General features: G+C 69.1%; 16 protein-coding genes. 8 read left to right on the top strand and 8 right to left on the bottom strand.

Going from position 1 to position 17,560, the window contains the following annotated elements; translation table 11 throughout:
• Nucleotides 1-142: 142 nt before the first annotated feature.
• The 4 genes from ACFZDJ_RS11065 (at nt 143) to cseC (ending at nt 3,750) form a co-directional block, all read left to right on the top strand.
• Complete coding sequence (locus ACFZDJ_RS11065; protein ID WP_168510000.1) at nt 143-682, top strand: SigE family RNA polymerase sigma factor; 540 nt, start codon at nt 143-145, stop codon at nt 680-682.
• On the top strand, nt 670-1,323 hold the full coding sequence (locus ACFZDJ_RS11060; protein ID WP_390934337.1) for a hypothetical protein: 654 nt from the start codon (nt 670-672) through the stop codon (nt 1,321-1,323). Before ACFZDJ_RS11065 ends, ACFZDJ_RS11060 begins: the two co-directional genes overlap by 13 nt.
• A gap of 19 nt (nt 1,324-1,342) precedes the next feature.
• Entirely contained in the window at nt 1,343-2,047 is a 705-nt protein-coding gene (gene cseB / locus ACFZDJ_RS11055; protein ID WP_168509999.1) for a two-component system response regulator CseB, read from the top strand.
• Between the two features lie 377 nt (nt 2,048-2,424).
• A complete protein-coding gene (gene cseC, locus ACFZDJ_RS11050; protein WP_384919136.1) occupies nt 2,425-3,750 on the top strand; it encodes a two-component system sensor histidine kinase CseC in 1,326 nt (441 codons plus the stop codon).
• Nucleotides 3,751-4,093: 343 nt separating this feature from the next.
• Here cseC and ACFZDJ_RS11045 read toward each other — a convergent pair whose 3' ends face one another.
• The gene (locus ACFZDJ_RS11045) at nt 4,094-5,692 is read right to left on the bottom strand and encodes an MDR family MFS transporter (protein ID WP_384919133.1); all 1,599 of its coding nucleotides are present in this window, start codon (nt 5,690-5,692) and stop codon (nt 4,094-4,096) included.
• 150 nt (nt 5,693-5,842) lie between these two features.
• Between ACFZDJ_RS11045 and ACFZDJ_RS11040 the strand changes: the two genes are divergently transcribed.
• Nucleotides 5,843-6,454 carry a TetR/AcrR family transcriptional regulator gene (locus ACFZDJ_RS11040; protein ID WP_248003057.1) on the top strand — a complete coding sequence of 204 codons (612 nt, stop codon included), beginning with the start codon at nt 5,843-5,845 and terminating at the stop codon, nt 6,452-6,454.
• On the opposite strand, the gene ACFZDJ_RS11035 is transcribed toward ACFZDJ_RS11040, so the two are convergent.
• Entirely contained in the window at nt 6,451-7,041 is a 591-nt protein-coding gene (locus ACFZDJ_RS11035) for a peptidoglycan DD-metalloendopeptidase family protein (RefSeq protein ID WP_390934336.1), read from the bottom strand. The two genes, ACFZDJ_RS11040 and ACFZDJ_RS11035, sit on opposite strands and share 4 nt — an antisense overlap.
• Nucleotides 7,042-7,540: 499 nt before the next feature.
• On the opposite strand from ACFZDJ_RS11035, the gene ACFZDJ_RS11030 reads away from it, so the two are divergent.
• Together ACFZDJ_RS11030 and ACFZDJ_RS11025 are read left to right on the top strand one after the other, a co-directional pair.
• Nucleotides 7,541-7,729, top strand: coding sequence for a hypothetical protein (locus tag ACFZDJ_RS11030; protein WP_391057814.1), 189 nt, complete (start codon nt 7,541-7,543; stop codon nt 7,727-7,729).
• A 42-nt stretch (nt 7,730-7,771) separates the two neighbouring features.
• The gene (locus ACFZDJ_RS11025; RefSeq protein ID WP_391057811.1) at nt 7,772-10,912 is read left to right on the top strand and encodes an NACHT domain-containing protein; all 3,141 of its coding nucleotides are present in this window, start codon (nt 7,772-7,774) and stop codon (nt 10,910-10,912) included.
• A gap of 65 nt (nt 10,913-10,977) precedes the next feature.
• Here ACFZDJ_RS11025 and ACFZDJ_RS11020 read toward each other — a convergent pair whose 3' ends face one another.
• Complete coding sequence (locus tag ACFZDJ_RS11020; protein ID WP_054237510.1) at nt 10,978-13,503, bottom strand: ATP-dependent Clp protease ATP-binding subunit; 2,526 nt, start codon at nt 13,501-13,503, stop codon at nt 10,978-10,980.
• Nucleotides 13,504-13,933: 430 nt separating this feature from the next.
• On the opposite strand from ACFZDJ_RS11020, the gene ACFZDJ_RS11015 reads away from it, so the two are divergent.
• The gene (locus tag ACFZDJ_RS11015) at nt 13,934-14,602 is read left to right on the top strand and encodes an SCO3374 family protein (RefSeq protein ID WP_391057808.1); all 669 of its coding nucleotides are present in this window, start codon (nt 13,934-13,936) and stop codon (nt 14,600-14,602) included.
• Between the two features lie 34 nt (nt 14,603-14,636).
• Here ACFZDJ_RS11015 and ACFZDJ_RS11010 read toward each other — a convergent pair whose 3' ends face one another.
• From ACFZDJ_RS11010 to ACFZDJ_RS10990, 5 genes are all read right to left on the bottom strand, one after another.
• Nucleotides 14,637-14,972, bottom strand: coding sequence for an Lsr2 family protein (locus ACFZDJ_RS11010; protein ID WP_095853285.1), 336 nt, complete (start codon nt 14,970-14,972; stop codon nt 14,637-14,639).
• 227 nt (nt 14,973-15,199) lie between these two features.
• The gene (locus tag ACFZDJ_RS11005) at nt 15,200-15,745 is read right to left on the bottom strand and encodes an amino-acid N-acetyltransferase (protein WP_384919118.1); all 546 of its coding nucleotides are present in this window, start codon (nt 15,743-15,745) and stop codon (nt 15,200-15,202) included.
• A 9-nt stretch (nt 15,746-15,754) separates the two neighbouring features.
• Entirely contained in the window at nt 15,755-16,240 is a 486-nt protein-coding gene (locus ACFZDJ_RS11000) for a BlaI/MecI/CopY family transcriptional regulator (RefSeq protein ID WP_391057882.1), read from the bottom strand.
• Between the two features lie 177 nt (nt 16,241-16,417).
• Entirely contained in the window at nt 16,418-16,597 is a 180-nt protein-coding gene (locus ACFZDJ_RS10995; RefSeq protein ID WP_390934333.1) for a hypothetical protein, read from the bottom strand.
• A 13-nt stretch (nt 16,598-16,610) separates the two neighbouring features.
• A complete protein-coding gene (locus ACFZDJ_RS10990) occupies nt 16,611-17,234 on the bottom strand; it encodes a hypothetical protein (protein ID WP_390934359.1) in 624 nt (207 codons plus the stop codon).
• Nucleotides 17,235-17,560 lie beyond the last annotated feature (326 nt).

Below are 17,560 nucleotides of genomic sequence, written 5' to 3'. Positions count from 1 at the left end.
GCCTCGGACAACCCCGTGACAACGCCTCCGTAGCTTCATTTCCGTACCGCACACAGCAGAACGACAGCGGGACACAGGAAACGGACAACCGGCAGCAGGCGCGAGCCAGGCACGTCGGAAACGGGGATGGAGGCGGTTGATCATGGCGCACGGCGAGGTGCTCGAATTCGAGGAGTACGTCCGCACTCGGCAGGACGCGCTGCTGCGCAGTGCCCGTCGCCTGGTCCCCGACCCCGTCGACGCCCAGGACCTCCTGCAGACCGCGCTCGTACGGACGTACGGCCGCTGGGACGGCATCGCGGACAAGCGGCTCGCGGACGCCTACCTGCGCCGCGTGATGATCAACACGCGGACCGAGTGGTGGCGGGCGCGGAAACTCGAAGAGGTGCCCACCGAGCAGCTCCCGGACGCCTCCGTCGACGACTCGACCGAGCAGCACGCGGACCGCGCGCTCCTTATGGACATCATGAAGGTTCTCGCTCCCAAGCAACGCAGCGTCGTGGTGCTGCGACACTGGGAGCAGATGTCCACGGAGGAGACGGCCGCCGCCCTAGGCATGTCGGCCGGAACGGTCAAGAGCACGCTGCACCGGGCGCTCGCCCGGCTCCGCGAGGAGCTGGAGAGCCGCGACCTGGACGCACGCGCGCTCGAACGTGAGGAGCGGGAGCGTTGCGCGGCCTAGGAACTCGGGCCAGGCAGGTCCTGAAGGCGGGGAGCGCGGTGACGGCCGCGCTCACCGCCCTCGGCCTTTTCCTGACCGCCTGCGCCACGGGTGGCACGGGCGCCCGCGACGAGGGCCCGGCGAGCAGTGAGGCGGTGGCGAAGGGGGCGGCCCCGAGCCCCGCGCTCTCCGCCTCCCCGTCCAAGACGCCCAAGCGCGTGGACGCGGTCAAGCTCGTCAAGGACGACCCGGAGGTCAGCGACTCGGTCAAGAACGCGCTGACGAAACCGTGCGTCGCCGACGAGTACCCGGTCGACGTGTCGTACGGGGATCTGACCGGAGGAACCACGGACGACGTCGTGGTCAACGTCATGACCTGCGGGGATGCCGTGGGGATCGGCTCGTACGTCTACCGCGAGGAAAGCGGCAGGTACGAGAATGTCTTCAAGACCGAGGAGCCGCCGGTCTACGCGGAGATCGACCGGGGCGACCTGGTGATCACCCAGCAGTTGTACAAGAAGGGCGACCCGGTGGAGTACCCCTCCAGTGAAGAAGTGATCACCTACGGGTGGACCGCGACCCGCTTCACCGAGAGGTCCCGGACGCACAACGACTACAGCAACGCGGTGGGCGGCGTGGACACGCCCGCTCCCGCGAACTGAGCGCAGACGGAGCAGCCGGATGGCAGAACAGACCCACGTCCTGTTCGTCGAGGACGACGACGTCATCCGCGAGGCGACGCAGCTCGCTCTCGAGCGCGACGGCTTCGCGGTGACGGCCATGCCCGACGGGCTGTCGGGCCTGGAGGCGTTCCGCGCCGACCGTCCCGACATCGCCCTGCTGGACGTGATGGTCCCCGGACTCGACGGCGTCTCGCTGTGCCGCCGCATCCGTGACGAGTCCACCGTCCCCGTGATCATGCTGTCCGCGCGCGCCGACTCGATCGACGTCGTGCTGGGCCTGGAGGCGGGCGCCGACGACTACGTGACCAAGCCCTTCGACGGGGCCGTGCTGGTCGCCCGGATCCGCGCGGTGCTGCGCCGTTTCGGACACGCGAGCGGTTCGAACGGAGCCTCCGAAGAAGCCTCGTCCGTCGACGGCGGGATGCTCTCCTTCGGCGACCTGGAGATCGACACCGAGGGGATGGAAGTCCACAAGGGCGGTACGCCGGTGGCCCTGACGCCCACCGAGATGCGGCTGCTGCTGGAGTTCTCCTCCGCGCCGGGTACGGTGCTGAGCCGCGACAAGCTGCTCGAACGCGTGTGGGACTACGGCTGGGGCGGGGACACCCGAGTCGTCGACGTCCACGTACAGCGGCTGCGGACGAAGATCGGCCAGGACCGGATCGAGACGGTCCGCGGCTTCGGCTACAAGTTGAAGGCCTGAGCAGGGACATGCGGGGGATATTTCGGCGCCGGACTCCGGCGGGCGGCAACGGCCCGACCGGCCCCAACAGACCGGCCGGCGGGCGCGGCGGGGGCGACAGGGGCGACGGGCGCGGGCCGGTCAACGGGTACGGCCCGGCCGACGCGTACGGCTCAGCGGACGGGTACGGCTCGGTGACGGGGAACAGTCCGGTGACGGGGAACGGTCCGGTGATCGGGAGCAGCCCGGTGATCGGGAGCAGTCGGACCGGCCGGAGCACACCTGCCGGCCGGGGCACCCCCGTCGGACCGGGCACACCCGTCGGCCGGGGCCCATCTGCCGGGCGGGTCGCATCCGTCGGTCGGAGCCCATCTGCCGGCCGTGGCGTGCCTGTGGGCATGCGCATGGCGGCCGCCGCCGGGAACTCCGGCATTCGCACGGGCATCCGGTGGAAGCTCAGCGCGGCGATCGCCATGGTCGGCGCGCTGGTCGCGGTCGCGCTCAGCCTCGTCGTGCACAACGCGGCGCGCGTCTCGATGCTCGACAACTCACGCGACCTGGCGGACGAGCGCATCACGGTCGCCGAGCGCATGTACGAGTCCGGGCGGACCCAGGCCTTCGGGGTCAAGGTCGACGACCCGGCCATCCCGAAGGACCTGCTGGCAAAGGTCATGCAGGGCCGGCGGGCCACCTTTGTGGCCGACCGTCCGAACGGGGTCCCGGACATCTGGGCGGCCGTACCCCTCAAGGACGGCCGCGTCCTCTCGCTCCACACCGGTTTCACGGACCGCAACACCGACGTCATGAAGGACCTCGACCAGGCGCTGATCATCGGCTCGATCGCGGTCGTCTTCGGCGGCAGCGCGCTCGGCGTGCTGATCGGCGGCCAGCTCTCGCGCCGGCTGCGCAAGGCCGCCGCCGCGGCGAACCAGGTCGCCAAGGGTGAGACCGACGTACGGGTCCGGGAAGCGATCGGCGGGGTCGTACGGGACGAGACCGACGACCTCGCGCGTGCGGTCGACGCCATGGCGGACGCGCTCCAGCAGCGCATCGAGGCCGAGCGCCGGGTGACCGCCGACATCGCCCATGAACTGCGCACGCCGGTGACCGGCCTGCTGACGGCCGCGGAACTCCTTCCCCCCGGCCGCCCCACGGAACTCGTCCGCGACCGTGCCCAGGCCATGCGGACCCTGGTCGAGGACGTCCTCGAAGTGGCGCGGCTGGACGGCGCCTCCGAGCGGGCCGAACTCCAGGACATCCTGCTCGGCGAGTTCGTGTCGCGGCGCGTGGCCGCCAAGGACGCCGACGTCGACGTACGCGTGATCCACGAGTCGGAGGTCACGACGGATCCGCGTCGCCTGGAGCGCGTGCTGTTCAACCTGCTGGCCAACGCGGCACGGCACGGCAAGCCGCCGATCGAGGTCTCGGTCGAGGGCCGGGTCATCCGGGTCCGCGACCACGGTCCCGGCTTCCCCGAGGAGCTCCTCGCTGAGGGCCCCAGCCGCTTCCGTACCGGCAGCAGCGACCGCTCGGGCCACGGTCACGGCCTCGGCCTCACCATCGCGGCGGGTCAGGCCCGGGTGCTCGGCGCGCGGCTGACCTTCCGAAACGTCCGGCCCGCGGGGGCCCCCGAGCACGTGCCCGCGGAGGGCGCGGTCGCGGTGCTGTGGCTGCCGGAGCACGCGCCGACGAGCACCGGCAGCTATCCGATGCTGCCGACCTGATGCGGGTGAGCGAGTACCGGTTGCCGTTGCCGTTGCCGTTGCCGTTGCCGTTGCCGTCGGCCTGGCCCGGCTCGGTCAGTCCCCCGCCCAGCCGATTCGTTCGGCTGCGGGCCGGTGGGGACTGGGCGCACAGTTCCCCGCGCCCCTAAAAGCCTCGCCTCGACCGGCGTTTCGAGAACAAGGCCAAAGTCCGACCCGCACCCTTCAACCCGTCCGGCACTCAGGCCGTCCGGCGATTGAGGACGGCGCACCGGGCGCGTACAGGAGAAGACCCCCGGGGCGGACACTCCGGGGGTCTTCGGATCAAGCGGGGTCGGATCGGGCCAGGTCGGGTCGGGCGAGGTCAGACGGTCTCGGCGACGGTCGGCTTCGGCGCCGAGTCGCTCACCGCACCCTCGGCCGAGCCCTCCGGCTCCGACGCACCCGCACCCGCCCCCCGCAGCGGAACCTCCTTCACGAACACCGCGGCCACCAGCGCCCCCACCGACACCACCGCACCCAGCAGGAACGCGGAGTGCGTTCCGGAGGACACCGCGTACTGGTACGCCTCCCGCGCCGCCGCCGGCAGCTTGGCCAGGCTCGCCGCGTCCAGCTGCGCCGACTGCTCGGTGACCTTGGACCCCAGCGCTCCGGCCCGCTCGGTCATCACGTCCTGGACCCGCTGATTGAACAGCGCACCCATGATCGCGACGCCGAAGGACGAGCCGAGCGTACGGAAGAGGGTGGTGGACGAGGACGCGACGCCCATGTCCTTCATCTCGACGCTGTTCTGCGCGACCAGCATGGTGATCTGCATCAGGCAGCCCATGCCGAGGCCGAGCACGGCCATGTACAGCCCGGAGGTGAACCGGGTCGTACCGGTGTCCATCTGAGAGAGCAGGAACAGGCCGACCGCCATGAGGACGCCGCCGACGATCGGGAAGGCCTTGTAGCGCCCGGTGCCGGTGGTGACGCGACCGGCGACCATCGAGGTCACCAGCATCGCGCCGAGCATCGGCAGCAGGAGCAGCCCGGAGTTGGTCGCGGACGCGCCCTGCACGGACTGCTGGTACAGCGGCAGGAAGAGCGTGGCGCCGAACATCACGAAGCCGGTGATGAAGCCGATGATCGACATCAGCGTGAAGTTGCGGCTGCGGAAGATGTGCAGCGGCATGATCGGCGCGGCGGCCTTGGTCTGCACGAAGACGAAGCCGACCAGCGCGGCGACACCGATGCCGATGAGCTCCATGATCCTGGCCGAGCCCCAGGCGTACTCGCTGCCGCCCCAGGTGGTGACCAGCACGATGGACGAGATACCGAGGGCCAGCAGTCCGGCGCCGAGGTAGTCGATCTTCGCCTGGACGCGCTTCTTCGGCAGGTGCAGTACGGCGCTGATGGCGAGGAGCGCGACGATGCCGAGCGGCAGGTTGATGTAGAAGGACCAGCGCCAGCCCCAGTGGTCGGTGATGGTGCCGCCGATGAGCGGTCCGCCGATCATGGCGAGCGCCATGATGCCGGCCATCATGCCCTGGTACTTGCCGCGCTCCCGCGGCGGAATCAGGTCACCGATGATCGCCATGACGCCGACCATCAGACCACCGGCGCCCAGACCCTGAACGGCACGGAAGCCGATGAGCTGCCCCATGTCCTGGGCCATACCGCTGAGCGCGGAGCCGACAAGGAAGATCACGATCGAGGTCATGAAGGCGCCCTTGCGCCCGTACATGTCGCCGAGCTTGCCCCAGATGGGGGTGGAGGCGGCGGTCGCGAGGGTGTACGCGGTGACGACCCATGACAGGTGCTGGAGGCCGCCCAGCTCGCCCACGATCGTCGGCATGGCCGTGCCCACGATCATGTTGTCGAGCATGGCCAGCATCATGGTGATCATGAGCGCGAGCAGCACGACGCGTACGCTGCGCGGTTGTTTCTCGGTCTCTATGACCGCTTCCTTGTTGTCCGCCACGGTTCCACTCCCCTAGGTACTTACTTGCCGCCCGGCAAGTTGACTACACTGAGGGAAGTTAGACCGGTAACTAGCCGGGCGTCAAGTAAGTTTTCCTGGATTTGCCAGTCGGACGACACGTACGTTTCAGGGAGTGCGAGGAGCACAGGGATGGGCGGCGACACCATGGACGGCACCAAGCGACAGCGCCGCGGGGACACCCGCCAGCGCATCCAGGACGTCGCCCTCGAACTCTTCTCCGAGCACGGCTACGAGAAGACCTCGCTGCGCGAGATCGCCGAGCACCTCGACGTCACGAAGGCGGCGCTCTACTACCACTTCAAGACCAAGGAAGACATCCTCATCAGTCTCTTCCAGGACCTGTCCAGGCCCATGGACGAGCTGATCGAGTGGGCGCGGCAGCAGCCTCGCACGCTGGAGACGAAGCAGGAGATCCTGCGCCGCTACAGCAACGCCCTCGCCGAGGCGGCCCCGCTCTTCCGCTTCATGCAGGAGAACCAGGCGGCCGTCCGCGAGCTGCGCACGGGCGAGGACTTCAAGGACCGCATGATCCGGATGGTCGGCCTGCTCAAGGAGCCGGACGCCGATCTGACGGACCAGGTGCGCTGCATCAGCGCGCTGTTCTCGATGCACGCCGGGATGTTCCTGCTCAAGGACGTCGAAGGCGACCCCGAGGAGAAGCGCAAGGCTGTCCTGGAGGTCGCGATCGACTTGGTGACGCAGGCGCACGGCGGCGCCGGCGTCACCCCTGAGGCGTCTTAGACGGTCACGCCCTGGGCGCGCAGGAAGACGACCGGGTTGATCGCGGAGCCGTAGTTCGGGGTCGTACGGATCTCGAAGTGCAGGTGCGGGCCGGTGGAGTTGCCGGTGCTGCCGGAGAGCGCGATGTGCTGGCCGGTCGCGACGACCTGCCCGATCCGCACGTCTATCCGGGACAGGTGGGCGTACTGCGAGTAGGTCCCGTTGCCGTGCTTGATGACGATGGCGTTGCCGTACGCGGGACCGTCACCGGCGCCGTTGCCGCCGGCCTTGACGACGGTGCCGCCGTGCGCGGCGACGACCTCGGTGCCGGTGGGTACGGCGAAGTCCTGCCCGGAGTGGTTGTGCTGCCACAGGTTGCCGGCCTGGTTGAAGCCCGCGGAGAGCGTGTACTTCTTCACCGGGTCGACCCAGGAGGCGGACGCCTGGGTGGCGGCCGTCTTCACGGCGGCCTGCGGGGCCGCCTCGGTGGCGGCGGCCGCGACCCCGGCGCCCAGTACGGCCGTGGCACCCACGCCGACGGCCAGGACGGCCGCCCTGGAGCGGAGCAGGGACATACGGGAGTGGCGGGACGTGACGCGCTTCGACATTCGGAACCTCGTGGGAACGGAGACGGGGGTCAGGTCCACCCGACGGACGAGCTGTCGCCGAGTGGGCCATCCCTTGGTAACCCGAGTCCTGGTCGACACACAAAGTCCTCATCTACGACGCCAGGTCGTAGTTCACCCTGAAATTTCCGCCTTCTTGACAGACGCCCCACCCCGTATCGAATACGCCCGATTTTTCGGAGTAGAGACGTTTAAACCCACTTACAGGCAATGCGTTCCGGCCCGATACGGCCCTCGTCGCACCGTCGGCCGCGACGCCGCACACCCCATGGGGGTTCCGCACCATTAAGTCCGTTTTGCCCGCTCCCCGTTGTCCACTACCCGCCCTAGTAGGGGACAAATCGCCTGTGCGTCATGTCACCGCAAGGGCGTGTCTGAAGGCTGTTCGGCGGCAGCTCACTCCTGCGGGGCGGCGTCCCGGGGGACCACTGCGCGATCCGTACCCGGAGCGTGACCGCGGTCACCCCGGACGTCGTACGGCGTGACCGCGGTCACCCCGGACGTCGTACGGGCGCCCCTCGACGCGGGCTCCTCCCTGACCTCGCCGCTGTCCGGCATCACCATCCCCCCGTTCCACGGCGCCGCCGCAAGGCTCCTCGCCGCCGAACGCCACAACGACCCGCACACGATCTTCTCCGCGACGCCACTCCCGACCTGTGACAGGCCCTAGGGTGATCTGAGCAGCCGTCACCGTGCCGTCCGGGGGAGCGACATGGAACCAGCAGCCATAGGTGCCAAGTTGGCCTCGAGCGTGGTCGCGCCGCTCGTCAAGAAGCTCTTCGTGGCGGACGGGCCGGGCGCCGGGCTGGTCGAGAAGCCGGTGCGGATCTCCGGGTTCGTCTCCTTCAGGGGAGAGAAACGGACCCTCGGGGAGAAGGAACTGACCACGCTGGCCGCCGAGCTGGTCGCCCGAGCCCTGCGCACCGGAGAACGCCCGCTGGCCGCCGACGAGGAGCAGGCCGTCGCCCACGCCCTCGCCGACACCCTGCACGCCCTCGGCGACCTCGCCATGACCGACGTACAGGCCGTGGAACTCGGTCACGAGGCGCTCGCCCTGCGGCTGCGCGCCGCGAGCGGCAATCCCGAGCGGGACCTCTCCTTCGACGCGACCCTGTTCTACGAGCGGATCCTGAGCGCGGCCTGCCTTCACATCCTGCACTTCTTCACCCAGCGCTCGGCCTTCGTGGCCCGCACGCTGGTGGAGCAGAGCCGCAGGCAGAGCGAACTCATCGCCAAGATGGACGAGTTGATCGCACGGACTCCCCCGCCCGGCGGCACGGATCCCGCCTTCGAACAGCGGTACCTCGCATACGTCGCGACCAAGCACAGCCGGCTCACCATCTACGGCATCGACCTCGTCAACTCCCCCGAGCGCTGGCCCCTCGACGCCGTCTACCTCGGCCAGCAGGCCGTGCGGGCCACCGAGGACGCGGAGGCGACCGGCCCGAACGGGACGCACATCGCGGCCGCCGGCAGCACCCTCCCCGCCGAGCAGGCCCTCGCCGAACAGGACCTGGTGCTGCTGCGCGGAGTGGCCGGCTCCGGCAAGACCACCCTCGTGCAGTGGCTGGCCGTGACCGCGGCCCGGGGCGAGCGCGGCGACCGGATCCCGTTCGTCCTGCCCCTGCGTACCCTGGTCCGCCGCCCCGACGGACTCCCGGCGCCCGACGGATTTCTCGCCGCCGCCCGCGTGCCCTTCCACGCCACCCAGCCGGACGGCTGGAGCGACCGCGTCCTCGGCGCCGGGCGCGGGCTGCTCCTCGTCGACGGCATCGACGAGATCCCCGAACGCGACCGCGAGCGGACCCGTCGCTGGCTGCGCGAGCTGCTGGACGTCTATCCCGGCAACCAGTGGCTGGTGACCTCCCGTCCCTCGGCCGTCCGCGAGGACTGGCTCACCCCCGACGGCTTCACCGAGCTCGCCCTCACCCCCATGAGCCGCGACGACGTCACCGCCTTCATCCGCCGCTGGCACACGGCGGCCCGGCTCGACGCCCCGGACACCGACCGCCTCGACGGCTACGAACACTCCCTCCTCACCGCCGTCGGCACCAAGCCCGACCTCGGCCGGCTCGCCACCAACCCGCTGATGTGCGGGCTGATCTGCGCGCTGCACCGCGACCGGCGGGGCTATCTGCCGCACGGCCGGCAGGAGCTGTACGACGCCGCCCTGTCCATGCTGCTGTCGCGCCGTGACGAGGAGCGCGACATGTTCGCGCCCGACCGCACCGGCGGCATCCACCTCACGGAACTCCCGCAGGTCCAGCTCCTCCAGCGGCTGGCCTACTGGCTCATCCGCAACAACCAGTCCGAGATGGACCGCGACCGTGCCGAGCGCATCGTCGCCGACGTCCTGCCGTCCCTCCCGTCCGCTGCCGCACAGGGCGACGCCCCGGCGATCCTGCGTCATCTCCTCGTCCGCAGCGGCCTGCTCCGCGAACCCACCCTCGGCACCGTCGAGTTCGTCCACCGCACCTTCCAGGACTACCTGGGCGCGCGGGCGGCGGTGGAGGACGGGGACTTCGGACTGCTGGTGCGCAACGCCTTCGACTCCCAGTGGTCGGACGTCATCCGGATGGCGGTCGCGCACGCCCGCCCCCGCGAACGGGCCACCCTCCTGGCCGACTTGACCAAGTCCGCCGAGGAGACGTCCGGAGCGGCGGGTACGCGTATGCGACTGCTCGCCCTGGCCGCGCTGGAACACGCCACGGAACTCGACCCCCACGTCCGCGCGGCCGTGGAGCGCAACGCCTCCTCGCTCATCCCGCCCCGTACGACCGAGGAGGCCCGCACCCTCGCCGGCGCGGGCCCGCTCGTCCTGGAGCTGCTGCCCGGACCCGAGGGGCTCACCGACGGCGAGGCCAGGGCCGTGGTCATCACCGCGTCGCTCATCGGCACGGACGCGGCACTCCCGGTCCTGTCCCGCTTCCGGTCGCATCCGTCGCTGCTCGTACGGGCCCAACTCGCCTGGACCGCCCACCGGTTCGACACCCGGCGCTACGCGGCCGACGTCATCGCCCATCTGCCACCGGACGACCTGTACTTCTGCGCGCACTCCGTCGACCAGCTGCACGCCCTGCGCGACCTCGGCGGCCGCCCCATGCTCCAGGTCGTCGGTGACATCGACTCGCCCGACATCCGCGACGGCCTGCTGCCGGACCAGCTGTGTGAACTCGTCGTACGCGACAACCGGATCCTGCGCGACATGACGTTCCTGTCGGACCAGGGGCGGCTCTCACACTTGGACATCAGCGGCAGCAACCCGAACGTCGACGACCTCACCCCGCTCGCCGCACTGCCCCTGAAATGGCTTTCGGTGGATACCGTGCCAGGACTCGAGAAGCCCGGTGCCCTGGCGCCGCTCTCCGCCTCCCGCACTCTACGGATGCTCGACATCGGTTTTCCGCTGCACGGCGACTCCCTCGACGCCGCTCTCCCCCGGGACCTGCCGCTGACGTATCTACGGCTCACCAGGAACGCCCTCCGATTCACCGGATTGCGCGGACTGAGTCATATGCACTCGCTGAAGCAACTGAGTCTGGCCACACTCCCCGAAAACCTCACCCCCGAGGACTTCGAAGAGATCACCCGGCTTCCCGCTCTACAAGAACTTCGTGTGAACTGGAATGCCGTCGGGTGGAGCGCGGGTCCGGTGCTGCCGAACGTGACGAGACTGCGGCTCAACAAGTTCACGGGAAACGAAGACCTCTCAAATGTCCCGGTTCTCTTTCCCGGCCTGCGCAGGGTCACGTTCCATCTCGCCTCGAACGTGACCGACGTACCGGAACATCTCCTGGCGTTCCTCCCGGAGACCGCCGCCGTCACCATCGAGAAGACCGACAGCGTGGTGTGAAAAAAGGGGGCTGCCCCGGGACCGAAGTCCCGGGGCAGCCCCTTCGTTCAGGCGAGCGCCGAGCGCTACGCCTCCTTGCTCAGGTTGGGCCCTGCTCCACCCGCGGCCTGCTCGATCGGCGGGACGTCGGGCAGCGCCGACTTCTCCTCACCGCGGAAGGTGAAGGTCTTGGTGTCGCCCTCGCCCTCCGTGTCGACGACCACGATGTGACCGGGGCGCAGCTCGCCGAAGAGGATCTTCTCCGAGAGCGTGTCCTCGATCTCGCGCTGGATCGTGCGACGCAGCGGCCGCGCGCCCAGGACGGGGTCGTAACCCTTCTTGGACAGCAGTTCCTTGGCGGACTGGGAGAGCTCGATGCCCATGTCCCGGTCCTTGAGGCGCTCGTCCACCTTGCCGACCATCAGGTCGACGATCTTGAGGATGTCCTCCTGCGTCAGCTGCGGGAAGACGACCACGTCGTCGACGCGGTTGAGGAACTCGGGGCGGAAGTGCTGCTTGAGCTCGTCCGAGACCTTGTTCTTCATGCGCTCGTAGTTCGACTTCGTGTCACCCGTGGCCGCGAAGCCCAGGTTGAAGCCCTTCGAGATGTCCCGCGTGCCGAGGTTGGTCGTCATGATGATGACCGTGTTCTTGAAGTCCACGACCCGGCCCTGGGAGTCGGTCAGGCGACCGTCCTCCAGGATCTGCAGCAGCGAGTTGAAGATGTCCGGGTGTGCCTTCTCGACCTCGTCGAAGAGGACCACCGAGAACGGCTTGCGCCGCACCTTCTCCGTCAGCTGACCGCCCTCTTCGTAGCCCACGTATCCGGGGGGCGAACCGAAGAGACGCGACACCGTGTGCTTCTCGCTGAACTCCGACATGTCGAGGGAGATCAGCGCGTCCTCGTCACCGAAGAGGAACTCGGCGAGGGCCTTCGACAGCTCGGTCTTACCGACACCGGACGGGCCCGCGAAGATGAACGAACCACCCGGACGCTTCGGGTCCTTCAGACCGGCCCGCGTACGACGGATCGCCTTCGAGAGCGCCTTGACGGCGTCCTTCTGGCCGATGACCCGCTTGTGGAGCTCGTCCTCCATGCGCAGCAGACGCGAGGACTCCTCCTCGGTCAGCTTGAAGACCGGGATGCCGGTCGCGGTCGCGAGGACCTCGGCGATCAGCTCGCCGTCGACCTCCGCGACGACGTCCATGTCGCCGGCCTTCCACTCCTTCTCGCGCTTGGCCTTCGCCGCCAGCAGCTGCTTCTCCTTGTCGCGGAGAGAGGCCGCCTTCTCGAAGTCCTGGGAGTCGATGGCCGACTCCTTGTCGCGGCGGACGCCCGCGATCTTCTCGTCGAACTCGCGGAGGTCCGGCGGCGCGGTCATCCGGCGGATGCGCATCCGGGAACCGGCCTCGTCGATGAGGTCGATCGCCTTGTCCGGCAGGAAGCGGTCCGAGATGTACCGGTCGGCCAGGGTGGCGGCCTGGACCAGCGCCTCGTCCGTGATGGAGACCCGGTGGTGCGCCTCGTAACGGTCGCGCAGGCCCTTGAGGATCTCGATCGTGTGGGGGAGGGAAGGCTCCGCCACCTGGATCGGCTGGAAGCGGCGCTCGAGGGCCGCGTCCTTCTCGAGGTGCTTGCGGTACTCGTCCAGGGTCGTCGCACCGATGGTCTGGAGCTCACCGCGCGCCAGCATCGGCTTCAGGATCGACGCCGCGTCGATGGCGCCCTCGGCGGCACCCGCACCCACGAGCGTGTGCAGCTCGTCGATGAACAGGATGATGTCGCCGCGGGTGCGGATCTCCTTGAGGACCTTCTTCAGCCGCTCCTCGAAGTCACCGCGGTAGCGGGAACCGGCGACCAGCGCGCCCAGGTCGAGGGTGTAGAGGTGCTTGTCCTTGAGGGTCTCGGGCACCTCGCCCTTGACGATGGCCTGCGCCAGGCCCTCGACGACGGCGGTCTTGCCGACGCCGGGCTCGCCGATGAGGACCGGGTTGTTCTTGGTCCGGCGGGACAGCACCTGCATGACCCGCTCGATCTCCTTCTCGCGCCCGATGACCGGGTCGAGCTTGGACTCACGAGCGGCCTGGGTGAGGTTCCGGCCGAACTGATCGAGGACCAGGGACGTGGAGGGGGTGCCCTCGGCAGGACCGCCGGCGGTGGCGGTCTCCTTGCCCTGGTAGCCGGAGAGCAGCTGGATGACCTGCTGCCGCACCCGGTTGAGGTCTGCGCCCAGCTTGACCAGGACCTGGGCGGCGACGCCCTCGCCCTCTCGGATCAGGCCGAGCAGGATGTGCTCCGTGCCGATGTAGTTGTGGCCCAGCTGAAGGGCCTCGCGGAGCGACAGCTCCAGGACCTTCTTGGCACGGGGGGTGAAGGGGATGTGCCCGGACGGGGCCTGCTGCCCCTGCCCGATGATCTCCTCCACCTGCTGGCGGACCGCCTCGAGCGAAATCCCGAGGCTCTCCAGGGCCTTAGCGGCGACACCCTCACCCTCGTGGATCAGGCCCAGGAGGATGTGCTCGGTGCCGATGTAGTTGTGGTTGAGCATCCGGGCTTCTTCCTGAGCCAGGACGACAACCCGCCGCGCGCGGTCGGTGAACCTCTCGAACATCGTTAATCGCTCCTCAGAGCGGTCAGGCAGTAAGGGGACGCTCCCCTCCCTGTCCTTCCGCAGCTTAGTCCCGCAAGCGGGGACCGCTCATTCCAACTGCCGACACCGTCCTTGGCCTCCTGACCCCGAACGCCGACATCCTGTCCAACCTGATGGTGCGAGACGATGTTCCCGCAGGCCAGGCAGATACCCGCACCGGCTGTACGCCGATGGCGAACGTGAGATGCCCGAGCCATGCGTGTCGCCCCTCTCACTAGGGATGTCTTACCCGCACGCACTGACACTCCATGCCGCGCGCACCGGTTCCCTCCGCTATGGGCGAACATCCTTGCGCCACCGATCGCCCCCACACACCTCTTCTTTCGATACTCAACGCACATGATGAAACACCCAGCGTAACTCTGGAGCTCTTCTGACGGTTGCTCCTGACATGCTTCCCACTGTCCCCCTCCCTCGCCGCCCGCTCCACCCGAGCGACCCTGTGCGGCAGTGGTACGAGAACGAACTCGGCTGGGCGACAGTGCCCGCATCGCCGCTACGACTGGTCGCCGGCCTGCGCTTCGACGTCCTGGACGTCCCTGCGGAGGCGGGTGTCAGGGCCCTGCGACACCTGGGACCGGCCTCTCCGGTGGCGCTGCGCACCAGCCGCTCGGCGCCGCGCGAGGATCCGGCGGCTCGGCATGAGAAGTGGCCGGCTCGGCACGGAACACGGATGTGGCTACTGGTGGCCGCGGGAAGCGCGGAGGAACTGCCGGGGCTGCTCGACTGGCTGGAGTGGGGCGCTCTGGCGCTCGATCTCACGGCGATCGGCGCGGGCGGGAGCATCGAGGCTCCGCTGCCGCCGGGGATGCCCGAGGGGCCACTCACCGCGGACGGGGCCGGGACGGACGGGCCCGGCGGGTCCGGTGCACAGGGGGCCGCCGTCTGGCTGCGGCCCCCCGAGCCGGGGTGCGAGGTGGAACCCTCGCTGCCGACTCTGTCGGCCGTGGGGGGCGGTGGGGGCGCCCCCGATCTCGTACGACTCGTGGACACGGTGGCGACACAGTGCCACCGGGTCCGGCTGCGACGCGCGTGCGCCCAGCCGCCGGCCTACTCGTAGACCTTGGCTGGGCAGCTGGGCCATGGGCCTCGACTCAGCCGTTGGCCTTCTCGTAGGCCTCGCGAATGGACGCCGGAACGCGGCCACGGTCGTTGACCTCGTAACCGTTCTCCTTCGCCCACGCGCGGATCTGTGCGGTGTCCTGGCTGCCACCGGAAGCGACACGCGCCTTTCCACGCCCCCCCGCAGCACGGCCTCCGGTACGACGACCACCCTTCACGTAGGCCTCGAGAAGGCCACGGAGCTTGTCCGCATTGGCGGTCGTGAGATCGATTTCGTACGTCTTGCCGTCCAGCGCGAACGTCACGGTCTCGTCCGCCTCGCCACCGTCGAGGTCGTCGACAAGAAGGACCTGAACCTTCTGTGCCACCGGATTTCCTTTCATCGATAACTTGAGGGTCGAGGGCCTGCGGCGTGTGCCGCTGTTTCACGTCCCCTGTTATATGCAGTACTGCAGTACGTCGGAAAGCAAACCGCTTTTGCTGGAAAAACACAAACCCCTGGGTGAGACTCGGGGGCCGCTGGAAGACCGGAAACGTGCGCGTTTCGGACATAGGGAACGCGGGCAAGGCGGTCGGGCGGAATAGTCGCCGGCGATCACAGATGCAGAAGCATCCGGCTGTTGCCCAAGGTGTTCGGTTTCACTCGTTCGAGACCGAGGAACTCTGCCACGCCCTCGTCATAGGAACGCAGCAGCTCGGCGTAGACATCCCTGTCGACAGGCGTCTCGCCGATCTCCACGAAGCCGTGCTTCGCGAAGAAGTCGACTTCGAAGGTCAGACAGAAAACCCGGCGAACGCCGAGCCAGCGGGCGGTCTGCAGCAACTTCTCCAGCAACTGATGACCGACACCGGCGCCCTTGACCACGGGGTTCACCGAGAGAGTGCGGACTTCGGCGAGGTCTTCCCACATGACGTGCAGCGCACCACACCCCACCACCTCGGCGTTGTCATCACGTTCCGCGACCCAGAACTCCTGGATGTCCTCGTAAAGCGTCACCGTCGCTTTGTCGAGCAGGATGCCGCGGCGGACGTTCGCGTCGAGGAGGCGGCGCACGGCCGGGACATCACTGGTCCTGGCCCGCCGGACGGTGACGGCTTTTGCGGTGTCTTCGGGACGCGGTGCTGGATGCTCTGCTGGCATGGGCGGACGCTATCGCCCGGTGCCGCCCGGGCCGGAGTCGGGGTTCTCGCCCGGCTTCTCACCCGACGCCTCATCGGGCTTCTCGACCGGCTTCTCGACCCGCTTCTCGTCGGCGGCGTCCGGGGTTACACGTGTTTCGCCGCCGGTCTCGCCTTGTTCGGGGCCTTCATCAGGCCCTTGCACGATGCGTACGGCATCCCGCAGCGCGCGCCGCTGCTCCTCACTCATCATGCCGAAGAAGGCGACGAGAGCGGCGGCGGGGTTGTCGCTCTGGGACCACGCGTCGTTCATCAGTGCGGCCGAGTAGGCGGCACGCGTGGAGACCGCCTCATATCGATAGGCCCGGCCTTCCGCCTCCCTGCGCACCCAGCCCTTCTGATGGAGATTGTCCAAAACGGTCATCACCGTGGTGTACGCGATGGACCGTTCCTGCTGAAGATCTTCCAGGACTTCTCGAACGGTCACCGGGCGGTTCCACTTCCACACCCGCGTCATGACCGCGTCTTCGAGTTCTCCCAATGGGCGAGGCACAGCTCAGAACAATAGTGGGAGATCAGTAACAAAAAGGGCGTACGACTCGAAAAACGTATGAGAACGTATGAGTCGTACGCCGATGAGTGCCCCGGCGGGGGCGCGGGCCGCGTCTGCCGGGGCTGTGGTCCTGCTGTCGCCTCAGGCCTGGATGTCGGGAGAGGCCTGGCGGGCGCTCTCCGCGCGCGCGAGGGCGGCGTCGACGACCGCGTCCTCCTTGGACTTGTTGGCCCCGCCCTGGGTCTTCACGATCGTCACGATCAACCCGATGAAGAACACGGCCATCACTACGGGGGGCACCAGCGCGGAGACATAGTCCATGCCTCCAGAGTAGCTAGCCCGCGGCGAGTTGCTGCGGCGGGTTCGCCGGTGGCGGCGCGGGCTTGCGCTTCGGCGGGAAGACCTCGCCCGGGGTCGGGATCGGACGGTCCGGGCGCGGGCTCCTGACCGGGGACTGCGGCCGCGGCTCGGCGGCGGGGCTGCCCGCGGGCTTCTTCACGGGTTCCTCCGAGGCCGAGGTCGCGGCCAGGCCGCCGGGCAGGGCCGTCAGGCGGGTACGGGAGGCGGGGACCGTGGTCGTGACGGAGAGGCCCGCGAGCCGGGTGCGGACGTCCTGCTCGGCGAGGGCGCGGCAGCGGTCCAGGAGGGCGGCGGCGGTGGGGTTGCCGCTCAGCGCCCGGAGCGCGGCGAGGTCGTCCGGGTCGGGACGGTAGCCCGAGCCGAGTGCCTCCTCCAGGAGGACGAGATAGCCCGCGGCGGTGCCGGGCAGGGCGGCCCGGTAGCGGGCGAGGTCGGCCAGCAGGAAGGCCCTGAGCCTGGCTCCCTCGCGGGCCGCCTCGTCGACGGACTCGGCGAGACGGAGGCAGTCCTGGACGTCTTCGGCCGAGGCGGGGGTGGGGTGGAGGGCGAGGGCGAGAGCGCGACGGAGCACACGCAGCTCCTGTGCTCCGAACGCCATGCCGCCGCGGGATCCGTAGGGCGTGGGCATGCGGCGACGATACGCGCTAATCAGACAAAATCCGCATAGCGTCTGCGCGTGTCCCTCCGGGGGTCGGCGGGTGGTTGGGCCGCAGGTGAGTGTCCTCCCTCCCCGACGACGCCCCCACCGGGGCTCCGCCCCGAACCCCCGTCCGCCCGATCCCTTCTCCTGCGGCACGGTGGGGGTTGCTCGCGCAGTTCCCCGCGCCCCCAGGGCCGAGGCTCCGCCCCGGATACCCCGTCCGCGCGAGTTCGTTCGACTGCGGGACGGTGGGGGTTGCCCGCGCAGTTCCTCGCGCCCCCAGG

This window comes from Streptomyces sp. NPDC007896 (assembly GCF_042959425.1).
GTDB lineage: Bacteria > Actinomycetota > Actinomycetes > Streptomycetales > Streptomycetaceae > Streptomyces.
This window is presented reverse-complemented; position numbering and strand designations above follow the sequence as displayed.